Origin of the sequence: Pseudomonas sp. SCA2728.1_7, from assembly GCF_018138145.1 — a bacterium.
In the GTDB taxonomy this organism is placed as follows: domain Bacteria; phylum Pseudomonadota; class Gammaproteobacteria; order Pseudomonadales; family Pseudomonadaceae; genus Aquipseudomonas; species Aquipseudomonas koreensis_A.
Window position 1 is genome coordinate 3,129,263 of the sequence record NZ_CP073104.1, and the last position, 14,750, is coordinate 3,144,012.

Genomic DNA, 14,750 nt, shown 5'->3' on the forward strand with positions numbered 1-14,750 from the left:
CATACGGCATCAAACCGGCCTGGATGAAGACTGACAGAAGATAAACGCCAACAGGCAGCACTGCAAAGTGCTGCCTGCGCGCTCACCCACGTATTGCAATCGGCGACTTATTCGCTCGAAAGCAGATCCATGGTGTGCTTATCCATCATTTCCAATGCACGGCCACCGCCGCGAGCAACACAGGTCAGCGGATCTTCGGCAACGATGACTGGCAGACCGGTTTCCTGGGCCAGCAACTTGTCGAGGTCACGCAGCAACGCGCCACCACCGGTCAGCACCAGGCCACGCTCGGCGATGTCGGAAGCCAGTTCCGGCGGCGATTGCTCCAGAGCGCTTTTCACAGCCTGAACGATGGTCGCCAGAGACTCTTGCAGAGCTTCCAGTACTTCGTTGGAGTTCAGGGTGAATGCGCGTGGAACGCCTTCGGCCAGGTTGCGACCGCGAACGTCGACTTCGCGAACTTCGCCGCCCGGGTAGGCCGTGCCGATTTCCTGTTTGATGCGCTCAGCGGTGGATTCACCGATCAGGCTGCCGTAGTTACGGCGCACGTAGGTGATGATCGCTTCGTCGAAGCGGTCGCCGCCAACGCGGACGGATTCGGCATAGACCACACCGTTCAGGGAGATCAGCGCGATTTCGGTAGTACCACCACCGATATCCACGACCATCGAACCGCGTGCTTCTTCGACCGGCAGGCCGGCACCGATCGCAGCAGCCATTGGCTCTTCGATCAGGAACACTTCACGGGCACCGGCACCGAGGGCCGATTCACGGATGGCACGACGCTCAACCTGAGTGGACTTGCATGGAACGCAGATCAGCACACGAGGGCTAGGCTGCAGAAAGCTGTTTTCGTGAACCTTGTTAATAAAGTATTGCAGCATCTTTTCGCAGACGCTGAAGTCGGCGATCACGCCGTCCTTCATCGGACGAATGGCAGCAATGTTGCCCGGCGTACGGCCGAGCATGCGCTTGGCCTCGGTGCCGACAGCAACGACACTTTTCTGGTTACCGTGTGTCCGAATGGCCACAACCGATGGCTCATTCAGGACGATACCGCGCTCGCGCACGTAAATAAGGGTGTTGGCAGTGCCCAGGTCAATGGAAAGATCGCTGGAAAACATGCCACGCAGTTTCTTGAACATGGGAAAGGGACCCTAGGCAACGCGTGGGTAAAAAAGTGCGGCAAACTCTAACAACGACAGGGATTTTGGGCAAGGCGCCAATATGTTAAATTGGCCGCTTTTCTGTGCACCAAGCCCCACAATCGCGGCCTTATGACCGTAGAAGTGCGGTAGTGTTCCGACAATCTAACACACGGACGCCGTCCGTTCTGTTTTCCACAGGAGAATCCCGATGGCGCTAGAACGCTCCGACGTGGAAAAAATCGCTCATCTGGCCTGCCTTGGCCTTAATGATGCCGATCTTCCACACATTACTTCCGCTCTCAACAGCATTCTCGGTCTGGTCGACGAAATGCAGGCTGTTAATACCGACGGAATCGAGCCTCTGGCCCACCCGCTGGAAGCCAGTCAGCGCCTGCGCGCCGACGTCGTGACCGAGAGCAATCACCGCGAGGCCTACCAGTCCATCGCACCAGCGGTCGAAAACGGCCTGTATCTGGTTCCGAAAGTCATCGACTAAAGGGAAAGAGCCTGCAATGCATCAAATGACTCTGGCCGAGATCGCCCGCGGTCTCGCCGATAAAAAGTTTTCCTCCGAAGAGCTGACCAAAGTCCTGCTGGCACGCATTACCCAGCTCGATCCGCAGCTCAACAGTTTCATCAGCCTCACCGAAGAGCTGGCCCTCGAGCAGGCGAAAGCTGCCGATGCACGCCGCGCCAACGGTGAGAGCGGCGCCCTGCTCGGCGCGCCGATCGCTCACAAAGATCTGTTCTGCACCCAGGGCATTCGCACCAGCTGCGGCTCGAAGATGCTCGACAACTTCAAAGCCCCGTACGACGCCACCGTGGTCGCGAAACTGGCCGCTGCCGGTGCCGTGACCCTGGGCAAGACCAACATGGACGAATTCGCCATGGGTTCGGCCAACGAGTCGAGCTGGTATGGCGCGGTGAAAAACCCGTGGAACCTGGAACACGTGCCGGGCGGTTCGTCCGGTGGTTCGGCGGCGGCAGTTGCCGCGCGTCTGTTGCCAGCGGCAACCGCCACCGACACCGGCGGTTCGATCCGTCAGCCGGCAGCGTTCACCAACCTCACCGGCCTGAAACCGACCTACGGTCGTGTTTCGCGCTGGGGCATGATCGCTTACGCCTCCAGCCTCGATCAGGGCGGGCCGTTGGCGCGCACGGCCGAAGACTGCGCAATTTTGTTGCAAGGTATGGCCGGCTTCGATCAGAACGATTCGACCAGCATCGATGAGCCGGTTCCGGATTACTCCGCAAGCCTCGGCGACTCGCTGCAAGGCCTGCGCATCGGCGTGCCGAAGGAATACTTCAGCGCCGGTCTCGACCCGCGCATCGCCGAGCTGATCCAGAACAGCATCAAAGAGCTGCAGAAGCTCGGTGCCGTGATCAAGGAAATCAGCCTGCCGAACATGCAGCACGCGATTCCTGCGTACTACGTGATCGCGCCAGCAGAGGCCTCGTCGAACCTGTCGCGTTTCGACGGCGTGCGTTTCGGCCATCGCTGCGAGCAACCGAAAGACCTGATCGACCTGTACAAGCGCTCGCGTGGCGAAGGCTTCGGCCCGGAAGTGCAGCGTCGGATCATGGTCGGTGCCTACGCGCTGTCCGCCGGTTACTACGACGCCTACTACCTGAAAGCGCAGAAGATCCGTCGTCTGGTGAAGAACGACTTCATGGCTGCCTTTAATGAAGTCGACATCATCCTCGGCCCGACCACGCCGAACCCGGCCTGGAAGCTTGGCGCCAAGAACAGTGACCCGGTCGCTGCCTATCTGGAAGACGTCTACACCATCACCGCCAACCTCGCGGGCCTGCCGGGCCTGTCGATGCCGGCCGGTTTTGTCGACGGTCTGCCGGTGGGCGTGCAGTTGCTCGCGCCGTATTTCCAGGAAGGTCGCCTGTTGAACGTTGCCCACCAGTATCAGCTCAACACTGACTGGCACACCCGCACCCCAACCGGCTTCTGAGGAGACACACATGCAATGGGAAGTCGTGATCGGGCTGGAGATTCACACTCAGCTCACTACCCGGTCGAAAATCTTTTCCGGTAGTTCCACCACATTCGGTTCCGAGCCGAACACCCAGGCCAGCCTGATCGACCTGGGCATGCCCGGCGTTCTGCCGGTGCTGAACCAGGAAGCGGTGCGTATGGCGGTGATGTTCGGTCTGGCGATTGATGCCGAGATCGGTCAGCACAACGTGTTCGCGCGTAAAAACTACTTCTACCCGGATCTGCCGAAGGGCTACCAGATCAGCCAGATGGAATTGCCGATTGTTGGCAAAGGCCACCTGGATATCGCCCTGGAAGACGGCACCGTCAAACGTGTCGGCATCACCCGCGCGCACCTGGAAGAAGACGCCGGCAAGAGCCTGCACGAAGAATTCAACGGTGCCACCGGCATCGACCTGAACCGTGCCGGCACGCCGCTGCTGGAAATCGTTTCCGAACCGGACATGCGCAGCGCCAAGGAAGCCGTGGCTTACGTCAAGGCGATCCACGCGCTGGTACGTTATCTGGGCATCTGCGACGGCAACATGGCCGAAGGCTCGCTGCGTTGCGACTGCAACGTGTCGATCCGTCCGAAAGGCCAGGTTGAATTCGGCACGCGCTGCGAGATCAAGAACGTCAACTCGTTCCGTTTCATCGAGAAGGCGATCAACTCCGAGATCCAGCGTCAGATCGAGCTGATCGAAGACGGCGGCAAAGTGATCCAGCAGACCCGTCTATACGATCCGAACAAGGACGAAACCCGTCCGATGCGTTCGAAAGAGGAAGCCAACGACTACCGTTACTTCCCCGATCCGGATCTACTGCCGGTAGTTATCGAAGAATCGTTCCTCGGCGAGGTGCGCGCCACCCTGCCGGAACTGCCACCGCAGAAACGCGAGCGCTTCCAGGAGCAATTCGGCCTGTCGGTCTATGACGCCAGCGTGCTGGCCACCAGCCGCGAACAAGCCGATTACTTCGAGAAAGTCGCGAGCATCGGCGGCGACGCCAAACTGGCGGCGAACTGGGTGATGGTCGAGTTGGGCAGCCTGCTCAACAAGCAAGGCCTGGACATCGACGAGTCGCCGGTTTCCGCTGAACTGTTGGGCGGCATGCTGCTGCGCATCAAGGACAACACCATCTCCGGCAAGATTGCCAAGGTTGTGTTCGAAGCGATGGCCAACGGTGAAGGCAGCGCAGACGAGATCATCGAAAAACGTGGCCTGAAGCAGGTTACCGACAGCGGCGCGATCTCGGCGGTGCTGGACGAAATGCTCGCGGCCAACGCCGAGCAAGTTGAACAATACCGTGCGGCTGATGAAGCCAAGCGCGGCAAGATGTTCGGCTTCTTTGTGGGTCAGGCGATGAAAGCGTCGAAAGGCAAAGCCAACCCGCAGCAAGTGAACGAACTGCTGAAAAGCAAGCTCGAAGGCTGATGAAAATGGAGCCAGACAAACAGCCTGGCTCCATCCCCTGTAGGAGTGAGCCTGCTCGCGATAGCGATTTGACAGTCACTTTTCCGGTGTCTGACATTGCGCTATCGCGAGCAGGCTCACTCCTACATTTGTTTTCGGGAAACCTTGAATGAAGCGTCTGCTCAGCCTTTTTGCCCTGCTCTCTTTACTGGCCGGTTGCGCCAGCACCGACACCATCGACCCGCACGGTTACGACCAGACCGGCGTCGCTTCTTATTACGGTGCCAAGCACCACGGTAAACGCACCGCCAGTGGCGAGCCGTTCAACCAGAATTCCCTGACCGCCGCCCACCGCCAGCTACCCTTCGGCACACGGGTGAAGGTCACCAACCTGAAAAACGATGAATCTGTCGTGGTCCGCATCAACGACCGTGGCCCGCACACCCGTGGACGCCTGATCGACGTGTCCCGCGAGGCCGCCGAACAACTCGGCATGCTGCGCAGCGGCACCGCGCGGGTTCGCGTGCAGGCCCTCGACGACTGATGGAGCGCTGACCATTTTCGGATTAGCCGATTTACCCCTGATCAGCGTGATCGAACTGCTCGCTGGCCTATGCCTGCTGATCTTCGGCGCAGAGTTGATGGTGCGCGCGGCGGTGCGTCTGGCGGCGCGCCTGCATGTGCGGCCATTGATTATCGGTCTGACCATCGTCGCCCTTGGCAGCAGCGCACCGCAAATGGCCGTCAGCCTGCAAGCTGCGCTGGCACACAATCCCGACATCGCGGTCGGTAGCGTGGTCGGCAGCAGTATCTTCAATATCCTCGTCACCCTCGGTTTGTCAGCGATGATCATTCCACTGCGCGTCTCGCGGCAACTGGTGCGGCTGGATATTCCGCTGATGATCGGCGCCAGTCTGCTGGTGTTCGTATTGGCGTGGAATGAAGAGATCGGACGCTTCGACGGCGTCCTGTTGCTGGCGGCACTGGCGTTGTATCTCGGCTTGTTGTTACGCCAATCGCGGCACTCGGCGCGACCGCATTCGGAACAACCCGAAACGGCACAGGCCTCGTGGTTCAGCAGCCTGCTGATGATCGTTATCGGTCTGGCAATGTTGGTGTTTGCCGGGCATCTGCTGCTGGGCGCCGCTGTCGTGGTGGCCACTGATCTTGGATTCTCCGAGCGGGTAATCGGCCTTACCGTAGTCGCCGTCGGCACGTCGCTGCCGGAACTGGCGACCTCGCTGATCGCCGCATTGCGCGGACAACGTGACATCGCTGTCGGCAACGTCATCGGCGCCAACCTGTTCAATCTGCTCGGGGTACTCGGCCTGACCGCATTGATCGCACCGACGCCGCTGTCGGTGTCGCCGAACGCACTGGATTTCGACCTGCCGGTGATGCTCGGCGTCGCCGCGCTGTGCCTGCCGGTGTTCTATTCAGGCTACCGCGTGACCCGCGCCGAAGGTCTGCTGTTGCTCGGTTTGTATCTGGCGTACGGACTGCACGTGGTGTCGTTCACCACCGGCATGCCACTGGCCGGCAAGCTTGAGCGGCTGATGCTGTTTTATGTCTTGCCGACGCTGTTGACGTTTCTGCTGTTCACGTCGATCCGCGCCTGGCGCCGCCAACACCACAAGAGTGATAAACCATGACCGAATCGAAGAAGTCCGGGGTTGAAGTCCGCCGCCAGGTAATGGGCGATGCGTTTGTTGATCGCGCCTTGGGCAACGCCACCGAGTTCACCCAGCCATTGCAGGATTTCGTCAATGAACATGCCTGGGGTGGCGTGTGGAATCGTGAAGGCCTGCCGCTGAAAACCCGCAGCCTGATCACCCTCGCCGCGCTGACAGCACTGAAGTGCCCGCAAGAGCTGAAGGGCCATGTGCGCGGTGCGCTGAACAATGGCTGCACCGTGGATGAGATTCGTGAGGCGCTGCTGCATTGCGCGGTGTATGCCGGCGTGCCGGCGGCGATTGATGCGTTTCGGGCGGCGCAGGAAGTGATCGATACCTACCAGAAACCTGAGTGATTGAACTGACGCCTTCGCGAGCAGGCTCGCTCCCACATTGGATTGCATTTCAAATGTGGGAGCGAGCCTGCTCGCGAAGAGGCCCTGAGCAACACCACAACATCAAAATCAGATCCACCCACCCCACTGCAAAACGAAGATCCCGACGTTGGTGGTAATCGCCGCCATCAACGTGGTCATCACGATAATCGCCGCCGCCAGCTCATGATTGCCCTGCGCCGCGCGGGCCATGACAAAACTCGCCGCCGCCGTCGGGCTGCCGAAATACAGAAACAGTATCCCCAGTTCCGCCCCGCGAAATCCCCACAACCACGCGCCGAGCGTCGCCAGCACCGGCAAGCCGACCATCTTCACCAGACTGGAACTGAGCGCCATATTGCCGCTCTTGCGCAGCGCCGCCAGTGACAGCGTGCCGCCGATGCAGATCAGCGCCAGCGGCAAGGTGGTCTGCGCCAGATACTGCCCGGAAGTCTCCAGCCAGCCCGGCAAACCGATCTTGAAATAGGCAAACGGCGCCGCCGCAATCACGCTGATGATCAGGGGATTGCTGAACACGCTTTTGCAGATGCTCCACGGATCGGACTTGATCACCGGGCTGTACACCGCCAGCACAATGGTCGACAGGGTGTTGTAGAACAGGATCACCAAAGCCGCGAGAATCGCCCCGAGGGAAATCCCGTAATCGCCGTACATGCTCGCCGCCAGCGCCAGCCCGATGACGCCGTTATTGCCGCGAAATGCGCCCTGGGTGTAGATGCCGCGATCTTCACGCGGGCAACGGAAAATCGCCCAACCCCAGGCCAGGGCAAAGCTCACCAGCGTAGCGAGGGAGAAGTAGATCAGCAGGGACGGTTGCAACGCGGCGTGCAGGTCGGCATGCAGAATGCCGAGAAACAGCAGCGCCGGCATGGTGACGTTGAACACCAGCGAGGAGGCGGTGTGGATGAAGTTGTCGTTGATCCAGTCGATGCGCTTGAGCAGCACACCGAGAAACAGCATGGCAAACACCGGCGCGGTGATGTTCAGGGTTTCGAGGAAGATTGCCAGCATGCCGGGGAGCCTTGGGTGAGCGTCGTTAGGGGCCAATGATAAAGCAAAAGCCCCTCACCCTAGCCCTCTCCCGGAGGGAGAGGGAACCGATCGGGGGATATTGCAGAAATCCATCGACCTGAAATGACTTCGTTGAATCCATAATCAACTCGGTATTTCAAGTCGATGTATAGCGCCTGACAACTCGATCAGCCCCTCACCCTAACCCTCTCCCGGAGGGAGAGGGGACTGACCAAGGTGTCTTGCGTTGTACATCGACCTGCAAGACCGAATCGATTATGGATTCGGCAAAGCACTTTCAGGTCGATGTACTTCTTAAATATTCCCGGATCGGCCCCCTCTCCCTCCGGGAGAGGGCTGGGCGGGCGGCGTTCCGATGAGGGTAGCTTTTGACCTACCCCCAAAACCATCAAGTAATCGGCGCCGGGTTGAACAACGTAATGTCGTTATGCAGCTTGTGCTTCTCCGCCCAGGTCTGCTGCTTGCCGCTCGCCACATCCAGGTAATAGTGGAACAACTCCCAACCCAATTCCTCGATCGTCGCGCGCCCGGTCGCAATCCGCCCGGCATCGATATCAATCAGATCCGGCCAACGCTGCGCCAACTCCGTCCGCGTCGAGACCTTCACCACCGGCGCCATCGCCAAACCATACGGCGTGCCACGCCCGGTAGTGAACACATGCAGGTTCATCCCCGCCGCCAACTGCAACGTCCCGCAGACAAAATCACTCGCCGGCGTCGCACAGAAAATCAAACCCTTCTGTTTGAACCGCTCGCCCGGGCCGAGCACGCCGTTGATCGCGCTGCTGCCCGATTTGACGATCGAACCCAGCGACTTCTCGACAATGTTCGACAGCCCGCCCTTCTTGTTGCCAGGCGTAGTGTTGGCGCTACGATCCGCTTCACCCTTGGCCAGGTAACGGTCGTACCAGTCCATCTCACGCACCAATTCCTCGGCAACGGTTTTGCTTTCGGCACGTGAAGTCAGCAGGTAAATCGCATCGCGCACTTCGGTGACTTCGGAAAACATCACCGTCGCCCCCGCGCGCAACAACAAGTCCGAAGCGTAGCCCAGCGCCGGGTTGGCGGTTATCCCGGAGAACGCATCGCTGCCGCCGCACTGCATGCCGAGGATCAGCTCGGACGCCGGCACGGTTTCGCGGCGGCGTTGGTCGAGTTTCTTCAAACGGACTTCAGCCAATTCCATGATTTGCTCGATCATCTCGGTGAAACCGTGACTGGAATCCTGCAAGCGATACAGCCACGGATCGCTGAGATCCACCGAAGCATCGTCCTCGTGCATGACCTGCCCGGCCTGCAATTTCTCGCAGCCGAGGCTGATCACCAACGCCTCGCCACCGAGGTTCGGGTTGCGCGCCAGATTGCGCACGGTGCGAATCGGGATGTAGGCGTCGGTGGCGGTAATCGCCACGCCGCAGCCGTAACTGTGAGTCAGCGCCACCACATCATCGACGTGCGGGTATTTCGGCAGCAGCTCGTCCTTGATGCGTTTCACCGCGTGATCAAGCACGCCGGTGACGCACTGCACGGTCGTAGTGATGCCAAGAATATTGCGCGTGCCGACGGTACCGTCGGCGTTGCGATAACCCTCGAAGGTGAAACCTTCCAGCGGTGCCTGCGCGTCCGGCACCTCGGTGGACAGCGGCAAGCTGTCCAGCGGCGGCGCGGTCGGCATGCGCAGTTGATCTTCCTTGACCCAACTGCCTCGGCGAATCGGCTGCAACGCGTAGCCAATCACCTGACCGTAGCGAATCACCTGGCCGCCCTCGGGAATGTCTTCAAGGGTGACCTTGTGGCTCTGCGGCACAAATTCCAGCGTCACCAGGCCATCGGCAAATTCAGTGCCGGCCGGTGCGCCCTGGTCGTTGACCACTACCACCACATTGTCCCGCTCGTGCAGGCGGATGTGGCGCGGCGAGTCGGAATGTTCAATCAACTGCATGACGCCGCTCCTCAGGAATGCGCTTGGGACAATTTACCGCTGGCTTCAGTACCGCCGTTGGTTGGCGGCTCTTTGAGTACCACACGTTTGATCGGGCCGACGATAACCAGATAGCTGAACACCGCCACCAGTGCGTTGGCACCGACAAACACCAGCGCCCATTTGAACGAACCGGTGGAGCTGATGATGTAGCCAATCACGATCGGCGTGGTAATCGAAGCGATGTTGCCGAAGGTGTTGAACAGGCCACCGCTCAGACCGGCGATCTGTTTTGGCGAGGTGTCGGAAACCACCGCCCAGCCGAGTGCGCCAACGCCTTTGCCGAAGAAGGCCAGAGCCATGAAGCCAACCACCATCCACTCCACATCGACATAGTTGCAGGCCACGATGCTGCTGGAAACCAGCAGGCCAGCGATGATCGGTGCTTTACGGGCGAAGGTCAGCGAGTGGCCTTTGCGCAGCAGGTAATCGGAAATCACCCCGCCGAGCACGCCGCCGATGAAGCCGCAGATTGCCGGCAACGAGGCGATAAAACCGGCCTTGAGAATGGTCATGCCACGCTCTTGCACCAGGTACACCGGGAACCAGGTCAGGAAGAAATAGGTGATGCCGTTGATGCAGTACTGGCCCAGATACACGCCAAGCATCATGCGGTTGGTCAGCAACTGGCGGATGTAATCCCATTTCGGGCCATCAGCCTTTTTGCCTTGCTTGACGTCCATGTCGACCATGCCGCCGTTGTCGGCAATGAACTGCACTTCGGCTTCGTTGGCCATCGGGTGTTGACGCGGGCTGTGGATAACCTTCAGCCAGATGCCAGAGAAGACGATGCCGAACACGCCCATGACGATAAACACGTGTTCCCAGCCGAAGGAGTAAACGATCCAGCCCATCAGCGGTGCGAACAACACGGTGGCAAAGTATTGCGCCGAGTTGAAGATCGCCGAAGCGGTGCCGCGTTCAGCGGTCGGGAACCAAGCGGCGACGATGCGCGCGTTGCCGGGGAACGATGGCGCTTCAGCCAGACCGACCAGGAAGCGCAGCATGAACAGCGCAACGATGGCCGTGGACATGCCGAACTCACCGACAAAGCCTTGCAGCACGGTGAACAGCGACCAGGTGAAAATGCTCAGGGCATAGACTTTTTTCGAGCCGAAGCGATCGAGCAGCCAGCCACCGGGGATTTGCCCGGCCACGTAGGCCCAACCGAATGCGGAGAAGATGTAGCCGAGGGTGACTGCGTCGATGCCCAGATCTTTTTGCAGGCTGGAGCCGGCAATGGCGATCGTGGCACGGTCGGCGTAATTGATCGTGGTCACCAGAAACAGCATGAGCAGGATCAAATAGCGGACGTGAGTCGGCTTGGACGATTGCATGTAGATGTACTCCCACTGATTATTTTTATGCGCGGGTGAATCTTCTTTGGTCTTGCATCTATTCCCTGTAGGAGCTGCCGAAGGCTGCGATCTTTTGATCTTGAAAGATCGCAGCCTTCGGCAGCTCCTACAGGGGTATTGCGTGTATCAGGAGCCGATGTAACTGGTCTTCACGACCGTGTAGAACTCTTGCGCATAGCGGCCTTGCTCACGTGATCCATAGGATGAACCTTTACGGCCACCGAACGGAACGTGGTAATCCACGCCAGCGGTCGGCAGGTTGACCATGACCATCCCGGCTTGCGAATGGCGCTTGAAGTGGTTGGCGTACTTCAGCGAGGTGGTTGCAATACCCGCCGACAGACCGAACTCGGTGTCGTTGGCCATCGCCAGCGCCGCGTCGTAGTCAGCCACGCGAACGATGTTGGCCACCGGGCCGAAGATCTCTTCGCGGCTGATGCGCATCGACGCTTCACTGTCGGCAAACAGCGTTGGCGCGAGGAAGTAACCTTCGGTGTCGCAAGTTACCAGACCGCCGCCGCTGACCAGACGCGCACCTTCGGACTGGCCGATGTCGATGTACTTCATGTCCTGTTCCAGCTGCGCTTGCGAAACCACTGGACCGATATCGGTGCCGGATTTCAGTGCGTGGCCGACCTTGATCGACTTCATGCGCTCGGCCATGGCTTCAACGAACTTGTCGTGAATCCCGGCGGTGACGATCAAACGGCTCGACGCGGTGCAACGCTGACCGGTGGAGTAGAACGCGCTCTGCACCGACAGCTCGACCGCTTGTTTGAGGTCGGCGTCGTCGAGAATGATCTGCGGGTTCTTGCCGCCCATTTCCAGCTGAACCTTGGCCTGACGCGACACGCAGTTGACCGCGATCTGACGACCCACGCCCACCGAACCGGTGAAGCTGATGCCGTCGACTTTCGGGCTCTGCACCAGCGCATCGCCAACTACGCGACCGCTGCCCATCACCAGGTTGAACACGCCGGCCGGGAAGCCTGCGCGGGAGATGATTTCCGCCAGTGCCCAGGCGCAACCCGGCACCAGATCGGCCGGTTTCAACACCACGCAGTTGCCGTAGGCCAACGCCGGGGCGATTTTCCATGCAGGAATGGCGATCGGGAAGTTCCACGGAGTGATCAGACCAACCACGCCCAGTGCTTCGCGAGTCACTTCAACATTGACGCCCGGACGCACCGACGGCACGTAGTCACCGGACAGGCGCAGGCATTCACCGGCGAAGAATTTGAAGATATTGCCGGCGCGGGTCACTTCGCCGATGGCTTCGGGCAGGGTCTTGCCCTCTTCCCGGGCCAGCAGGGTGCCGAGTTCTTCGCGACGAGCCAGAATCTCAGTTCCGACTTTATCCAGCGAGTCGTGACGGGCCTGAATACCCGAAGTCGAATAGGCCGGGAACGCGGCGCGGGCAGCGTCGATGGCGGCGTGAACCTGAGTCAGGTCAGCCTTGGCGTAATCGCCGATGGTGTCGCTCAGTTCCGACGGGTTGATGTTGGCCGAATAGTCGGCACCGGCAACCCATTCGCCGTTGATGTAGTTGTCGTAGCGTTTTGCATTTGTCACAGGGGCAGCCCTCAAAACTAAAAGCCTTTACGCAAAAAGCCGCTGATTACTCAGCGGCCGCGTTTTTGTCGGGTGTTACTGCGCACCTTGCTTGTCGATCAGCGCGGCGAGCATTTCGTACTCTTCGCCAGTCAGATCGGTCAGCGGTGCCCGCACCGGGCCTGCGTCATAGCCGGCGATTTTTGCGCCTGCCTTAACGATGCTCACGGCGTAACCGGCCTTGCGGTTGCGGATGTCCAGGTACGGCAGGAAGAAGTCGTCGATGATCTTGCCGACGGTGGCGTGATCTTCACGGGCGATCGCGTGGTAGAAGTCCATCGCGGTTTTCGGAATGAAGTTGAACACCGCCGAGGAGTAAACCGGCACGCCCAGCGCCTTGTAGGCAGCTGCGTAGACTTCGGCGGTCGGCAGACCACCCAGGTAGCTGAAGCGATCACCGAGGCGGCGACGGATCGACACCATCAACTCGATATCGCCCAGACCGTCCTTGTAACCGATCAGGTTCGGGCAGCGCTCGGCCAGACGTTCCAGCAGCGGCGCGGTCAAGCGGCAAACGTTGCGGTTGTAAACGACCACGCCAATGTTGACCGATTTACACACGGCTTCAACGTGAGCAGCAACACCGTCCTGGCTCGCTTCGGTCAGGTAGTGCGGCAGCAGCAACAGACCTTTGGCACCCAGACGCTCGGCTTCTTGAGCGTATTCGATGGCCTGACGGGTCGAACCACCGACACCGGCGAGGATCGGCACGCTGGTTTCACAGGTGTCGACGGCAGTCTTGATGATTTCCGAGTATTCGCTGGCCGCCAGGGAGAAGAACTCACCGGTGCCGCCCGCGGCGAACAGTGCCGAGGCGCCATACGGGGCCAGCCATTCCAGACGTTTGATGTAGCCTGCGCGGTTGAAATCGCCCTGCGCGTTGAAATCGGTCACCGGAAAAGACAGCAGGCCGGCAGAGAGGATGGACTTCAGTTCTTGTGGATTCATTATTCGAACACCCTGGTAGCAACGTTTTTTGTGATTGGTCCGTTCAGCCTTCGCTGAAGTTGTAGGTCATCGTACAACTTAAATAATAACCGTCAACTGCATTTCATCGTTGTGGGTGTTTTTTTGTCGGACAAAGCTGTTTAAGGCTTGGCAGGAATCGTCGCAAAAGCCCGTATTTAAAGGGTTTTCGCGCAGAAATGTCTGGTCAAGATTCGTTTACTGAGCGCTGGAGAAACGCCGGGTAAGGTGCGACGACTGCCACGAAGGATCGTGGCGGACCATTCGAAGGAAGCCAAAATGTCGATGAATTACGCTGCCCCTACCCTTTCGCAAATTGCCGCCTCGGCCTCCGACCCCCTCACACTTCAGCTATCGATGCTGCCCGATGTGATGATCGTCCAGGTCCCCGACTCCAGCGATTTTCCGGCGAACTGGAGCGTCTACCCGATTCTCGGCGATGACCCGGAAGAGCCAGAGTGGGAAGGTGAGGAAGTGAACACCGGCACTTGGGACGATGCTGAAGACGAGATGGAGAAACTGACGGGAATCGAGTTGCAGATGCCTAAAGAGGCGTTGCGGCCGTACCTGAACAGAGAGGTTGAATTGCGCTACAAGTTTTGTGATGAGTCGAGTATGGAACCGTTTTCGCAGGTGTTGAGGTTGCGGATCGAGGGCTGAACCTGGTCGTGCGGGAGCGATTACCGTTCGTCGGAACTGGTATTTCTTACAGGTGCCAGGCGATCACGGATTTGGCGTTAATGACGCAGGAGCTAACGAACCGGCTCCGACAGCGCATGCCGTCGCTTGCGCCCCTAAAACGGTTAGAAGAGATAACGAAAAGGAATTTACTCATGAATGCACAAGTAAAAGCGCTCGCAGCACCAGTACTCCGAGAAGCAGTTAAAGGAGTTCTTTATGTCGGGAAGTTGGAGGGAAAAGCTCACGGCGAAGTGACCTACGACAACTCAGCTGTCGGAGACGTAGTTACGCTGCACGTAGAAACTACTACCGGCAACAACTTCAAAGACCAAACCACATTGACTGCAGCGACGGTAGGAAAGCTACTGCTCTTCGCCATTCCCAAAGATGTTTTTGAGAAAAAACTCGTTCCAGGTGCAACCGCCAGCCTTCGCTACAGCGTTACCCGCGCCGGTAATATTTCGGTGTCGCCAGTGCTGACAGTTCAACTCGAGCTTTAATTACCC

The 14,750-nt window shown here is 59.2% G+C and carries 14 protein-coding genes; 8 read left to right on the forward strand and 6 right to left on the reverse strand.

Features of this window, described 5'->3' with window-relative positions; all coding sequences use genetic code 11:
- Positions 1-107: 107 nt before the first annotated feature.
- Positions 108-1,145 carry a rod shape-determining protein MreB gene (gene mreB, locus KBP52_RS14105; RefSeq protein ID WP_002555108.1) on the reverse strand — a complete coding sequence of 346 codons (1,038 nt, stop codon included), beginning with the start codon at positions 1,143-1,145 and terminating at the stop codon, positions 108-110.
- A gap of 211 nt (positions 1,146-1,356) precedes the next feature.
- Between mreB and gatC the strand changes: the two genes are divergently transcribed.
- The 6 genes from gatC to KBP52_RS14135 all read left to right on the forward strand — a co-directional run bounded on the left by gatC (position 1,357) and on the right by KBP52_RS14135 (position 6,576).
- Entirely contained in the window at positions 1,357-1,644 is a 288-nt protein-coding gene (gene gatC / locus KBP52_RS14110) for an Asp-tRNA(Asn)/Glu-tRNA(Gln) amidotransferase subunit GatC (protein ID WP_007915356.1), read from the forward strand.
- Positions 1,645-1,660: 16 nt separating this feature from the next.
- The gene (gene gatA / locus KBP52_RS14115; protein ID WP_025109475.1) at positions 1,661-3,112 is read left to right on the forward strand and encodes an Asp-tRNA(Asn)/Glu-tRNA(Gln) amidotransferase subunit GatA; all 1,452 of its coding nucleotides are present in this window, start codon (positions 1,661-1,663) and stop codon (positions 3,110-3,112) included.
- A gap of 10 nt (positions 3,113-3,122) precedes the next feature.
- The gene (gene gatB / locus KBP52_RS14120) at positions 3,123-4,568 is read left to right on the forward strand and encodes an Asp-tRNA(Asn)/Glu-tRNA(Gln) amidotransferase subunit GatB (protein ID WP_008085412.1); all 1,446 of its coding nucleotides are present in this window, start codon (positions 3,123-3,125) and stop codon (positions 4,566-4,568) included.
- Positions 4,569-4,716: 148 nt separating this feature from the next.
- Positions 4,717-5,091, forward strand: coding sequence for a septal ring lytic transglycosylase RlpA family protein (locus KBP52_RS14125; RefSeq protein WP_077571111.1), 375 nt, complete (start codon positions 4,717-4,719; stop codon positions 5,089-5,091).
- A 46-nt stretch (positions 5,092-5,137) separates the two neighbouring features.
- Positions 5,138-6,199: a calcium/sodium antiporter gene (locus KBP52_RS14130; protein ID WP_212622980.1), complete on the forward strand. Its 1,062-nt coding sequence runs from the start codon at positions 5,138-5,140 to the stop codon at positions 6,197-6,199.
- Positions 6,196-6,576, forward strand: a complete 381-nt coding sequence (locus KBP52_RS14135; RefSeq protein WP_016984177.1) for a carboxymuconolactone decarboxylase family protein — start codon at positions 6,196-6,198, stop codon at positions 6,574-6,576. Before KBP52_RS14130 ends, KBP52_RS14135 begins: the two co-directional genes overlap by 4 nt.
- A 108-nt stretch (positions 6,577-6,684) precedes the next feature.
- On the opposite strand, the gene KBP52_RS14140 is transcribed toward KBP52_RS14135, so the two are convergent.
- The 5 genes from KBP52_RS14140 to kdgD all read right to left on the reverse strand — a co-directional run bounded on the left by KBP52_RS14140 (position 6,685) and on the right by kdgD (position 13,545).
- On the reverse strand, positions 6,685-7,626 hold the full coding sequence (locus tag KBP52_RS14140) for an AEC family transporter (protein ID WP_116029462.1): 942 nt from the start codon (positions 7,624-7,626) through the stop codon (positions 6,685-6,687).
- A 409-nt stretch (positions 7,627-8,035) separates the two neighbouring features.
- On the reverse strand, positions 8,036-9,589 hold the full coding sequence (gene garD / locus KBP52_RS14145) for a galactarate dehydratase (RefSeq protein WP_137219254.1): 1,554 nt from the start codon (positions 9,587-9,589) through the stop codon (positions 8,036-8,038).
- An 11-nt stretch (positions 9,590-9,600) separates the two neighbouring features.
- On the reverse strand, positions 9,601-10,965 hold the full coding sequence (locus KBP52_RS14150; protein WP_116029461.1) for an MFS transporter: 1,365 nt from the start codon (positions 10,963-10,965) through the stop codon (positions 9,601-9,603).
- A gap of 147 nt (positions 10,966-11,112) precedes the next feature.
- Positions 11,113-12,558, reverse strand: coding sequence for an aldehyde dehydrogenase family protein (locus tag KBP52_RS14155; RefSeq protein ID WP_034154458.1), 1,446 nt, complete (start codon positions 12,556-12,558; stop codon positions 11,113-11,115).
- A gap of 75 nt (positions 12,559-12,633) precedes the next feature.
- Complete coding sequence (gene kdgD / locus KBP52_RS14160) at positions 12,634-13,545, reverse strand: 5-dehydro-4-deoxyglucarate dehydratase (protein ID WP_016984321.1); 912 nt, start codon at positions 13,543-13,545, stop codon at positions 12,634-12,636.
- A 297-nt stretch (positions 13,546-13,842) separates the two neighbouring features.
- On the opposite strand from kdgD, the gene KBP52_RS14165 reads away from it, so the two are divergent.
- Together KBP52_RS14165 and KBP52_RS14170 are read left to right on the forward strand one after the other, a co-directional pair.
- Entirely contained in the window at positions 13,843-14,223 is a 381-nt protein-coding gene (locus KBP52_RS14165) for a hypothetical protein (protein ID WP_077571104.1), read from the forward strand.
- A 173-nt stretch (positions 14,224-14,396) separates the two neighbouring features.
- The gene (locus tag KBP52_RS14170; RefSeq protein WP_139353565.1) at positions 14,397-14,744 is read left to right on the forward strand and encodes a hypothetical protein; all 348 of its coding nucleotides are present in this window, start codon (positions 14,397-14,399) and stop codon (positions 14,742-14,744) included.
- Positions 14,745-14,750: the final 6 nt, after the last annotated feature.

Coding starts and splice junctions, on each gene's coding strand:
- mreB (WP_002555108.1), bottom strand. CDS start 1,145: ATGTTCAAGAAACTGCGTGGCATGTTTTCCAGCGATCTTTCCATTGAC.
- gatC (WP_007915356.1), top strand. CDS start 1,357: ATGGCGCTAGAACGCTCCGACGTGGAAAAAATCGCTCATCTGGCCTGC.
- gatA (WP_025109475.1), top strand. CDS start 1,661: ATGCATCAAATGACTCTGGCCGAGATCGCCCGCGGTCTCGCCGATAAA.
- gatB (WP_008085412.1), top strand. CDS start 3,123: ATGCAATGGGAAGTCGTGATCGGGCTGGAGATTCACACTCAGCTCACT.
- KBP52_RS14125 (WP_077571111.1), top strand. CDS start 4,717: ATGAAGCGTCTGCTCAGCCTTTTTGCCCTGCTCTCTTTACTGGCCGGT.
- KBP52_RS14135 (WP_016984177.1), top strand. CDS start 6,196: ATGACCGAATCGAAGAAGTCCGGGGTTGAAGTCCGCCGCCAGGTAATG.
- KBP52_RS14140 (WP_116029462.1), bottom strand. CDS start 7,626: ATGCTGGCAATCTTCCTCGAAACCCTGAACATCACCGCGCCGGTGTTT.
- garD (WP_137219254.1), bottom strand. CDS start 9,589: ATGCAGTTGATTGAACATTCCGACTCGCCGCGCCACATCCGCCTGCAC.
- KBP52_RS14150 (WP_116029461.1), bottom strand. CDS start 10,965: ATGCAATCGTCCAAGCCGACTCACGTCCGCTATTTGATCCTGCTCATG.
- kdgD (WP_016984321.1), bottom strand. CDS start 13,545: ATGAATCCACAAGAACTGAAGTCCATCCTCTCTGCCGGCCTGCTGTCT.
- KBP52_RS14165 (WP_077571104.1), top strand. CDS start 13,843: ATGTCGATGAATTACGCTGCCCCTACCCTTTCGCAAATTGCCGCCTCG.
- KBP52_RS14170 (WP_139353565.1), top strand. CDS start 14,397: ATGAATGCACAAGTAAAAGCGCTCGCAGCACCAGTACTCCGAGAAGCA.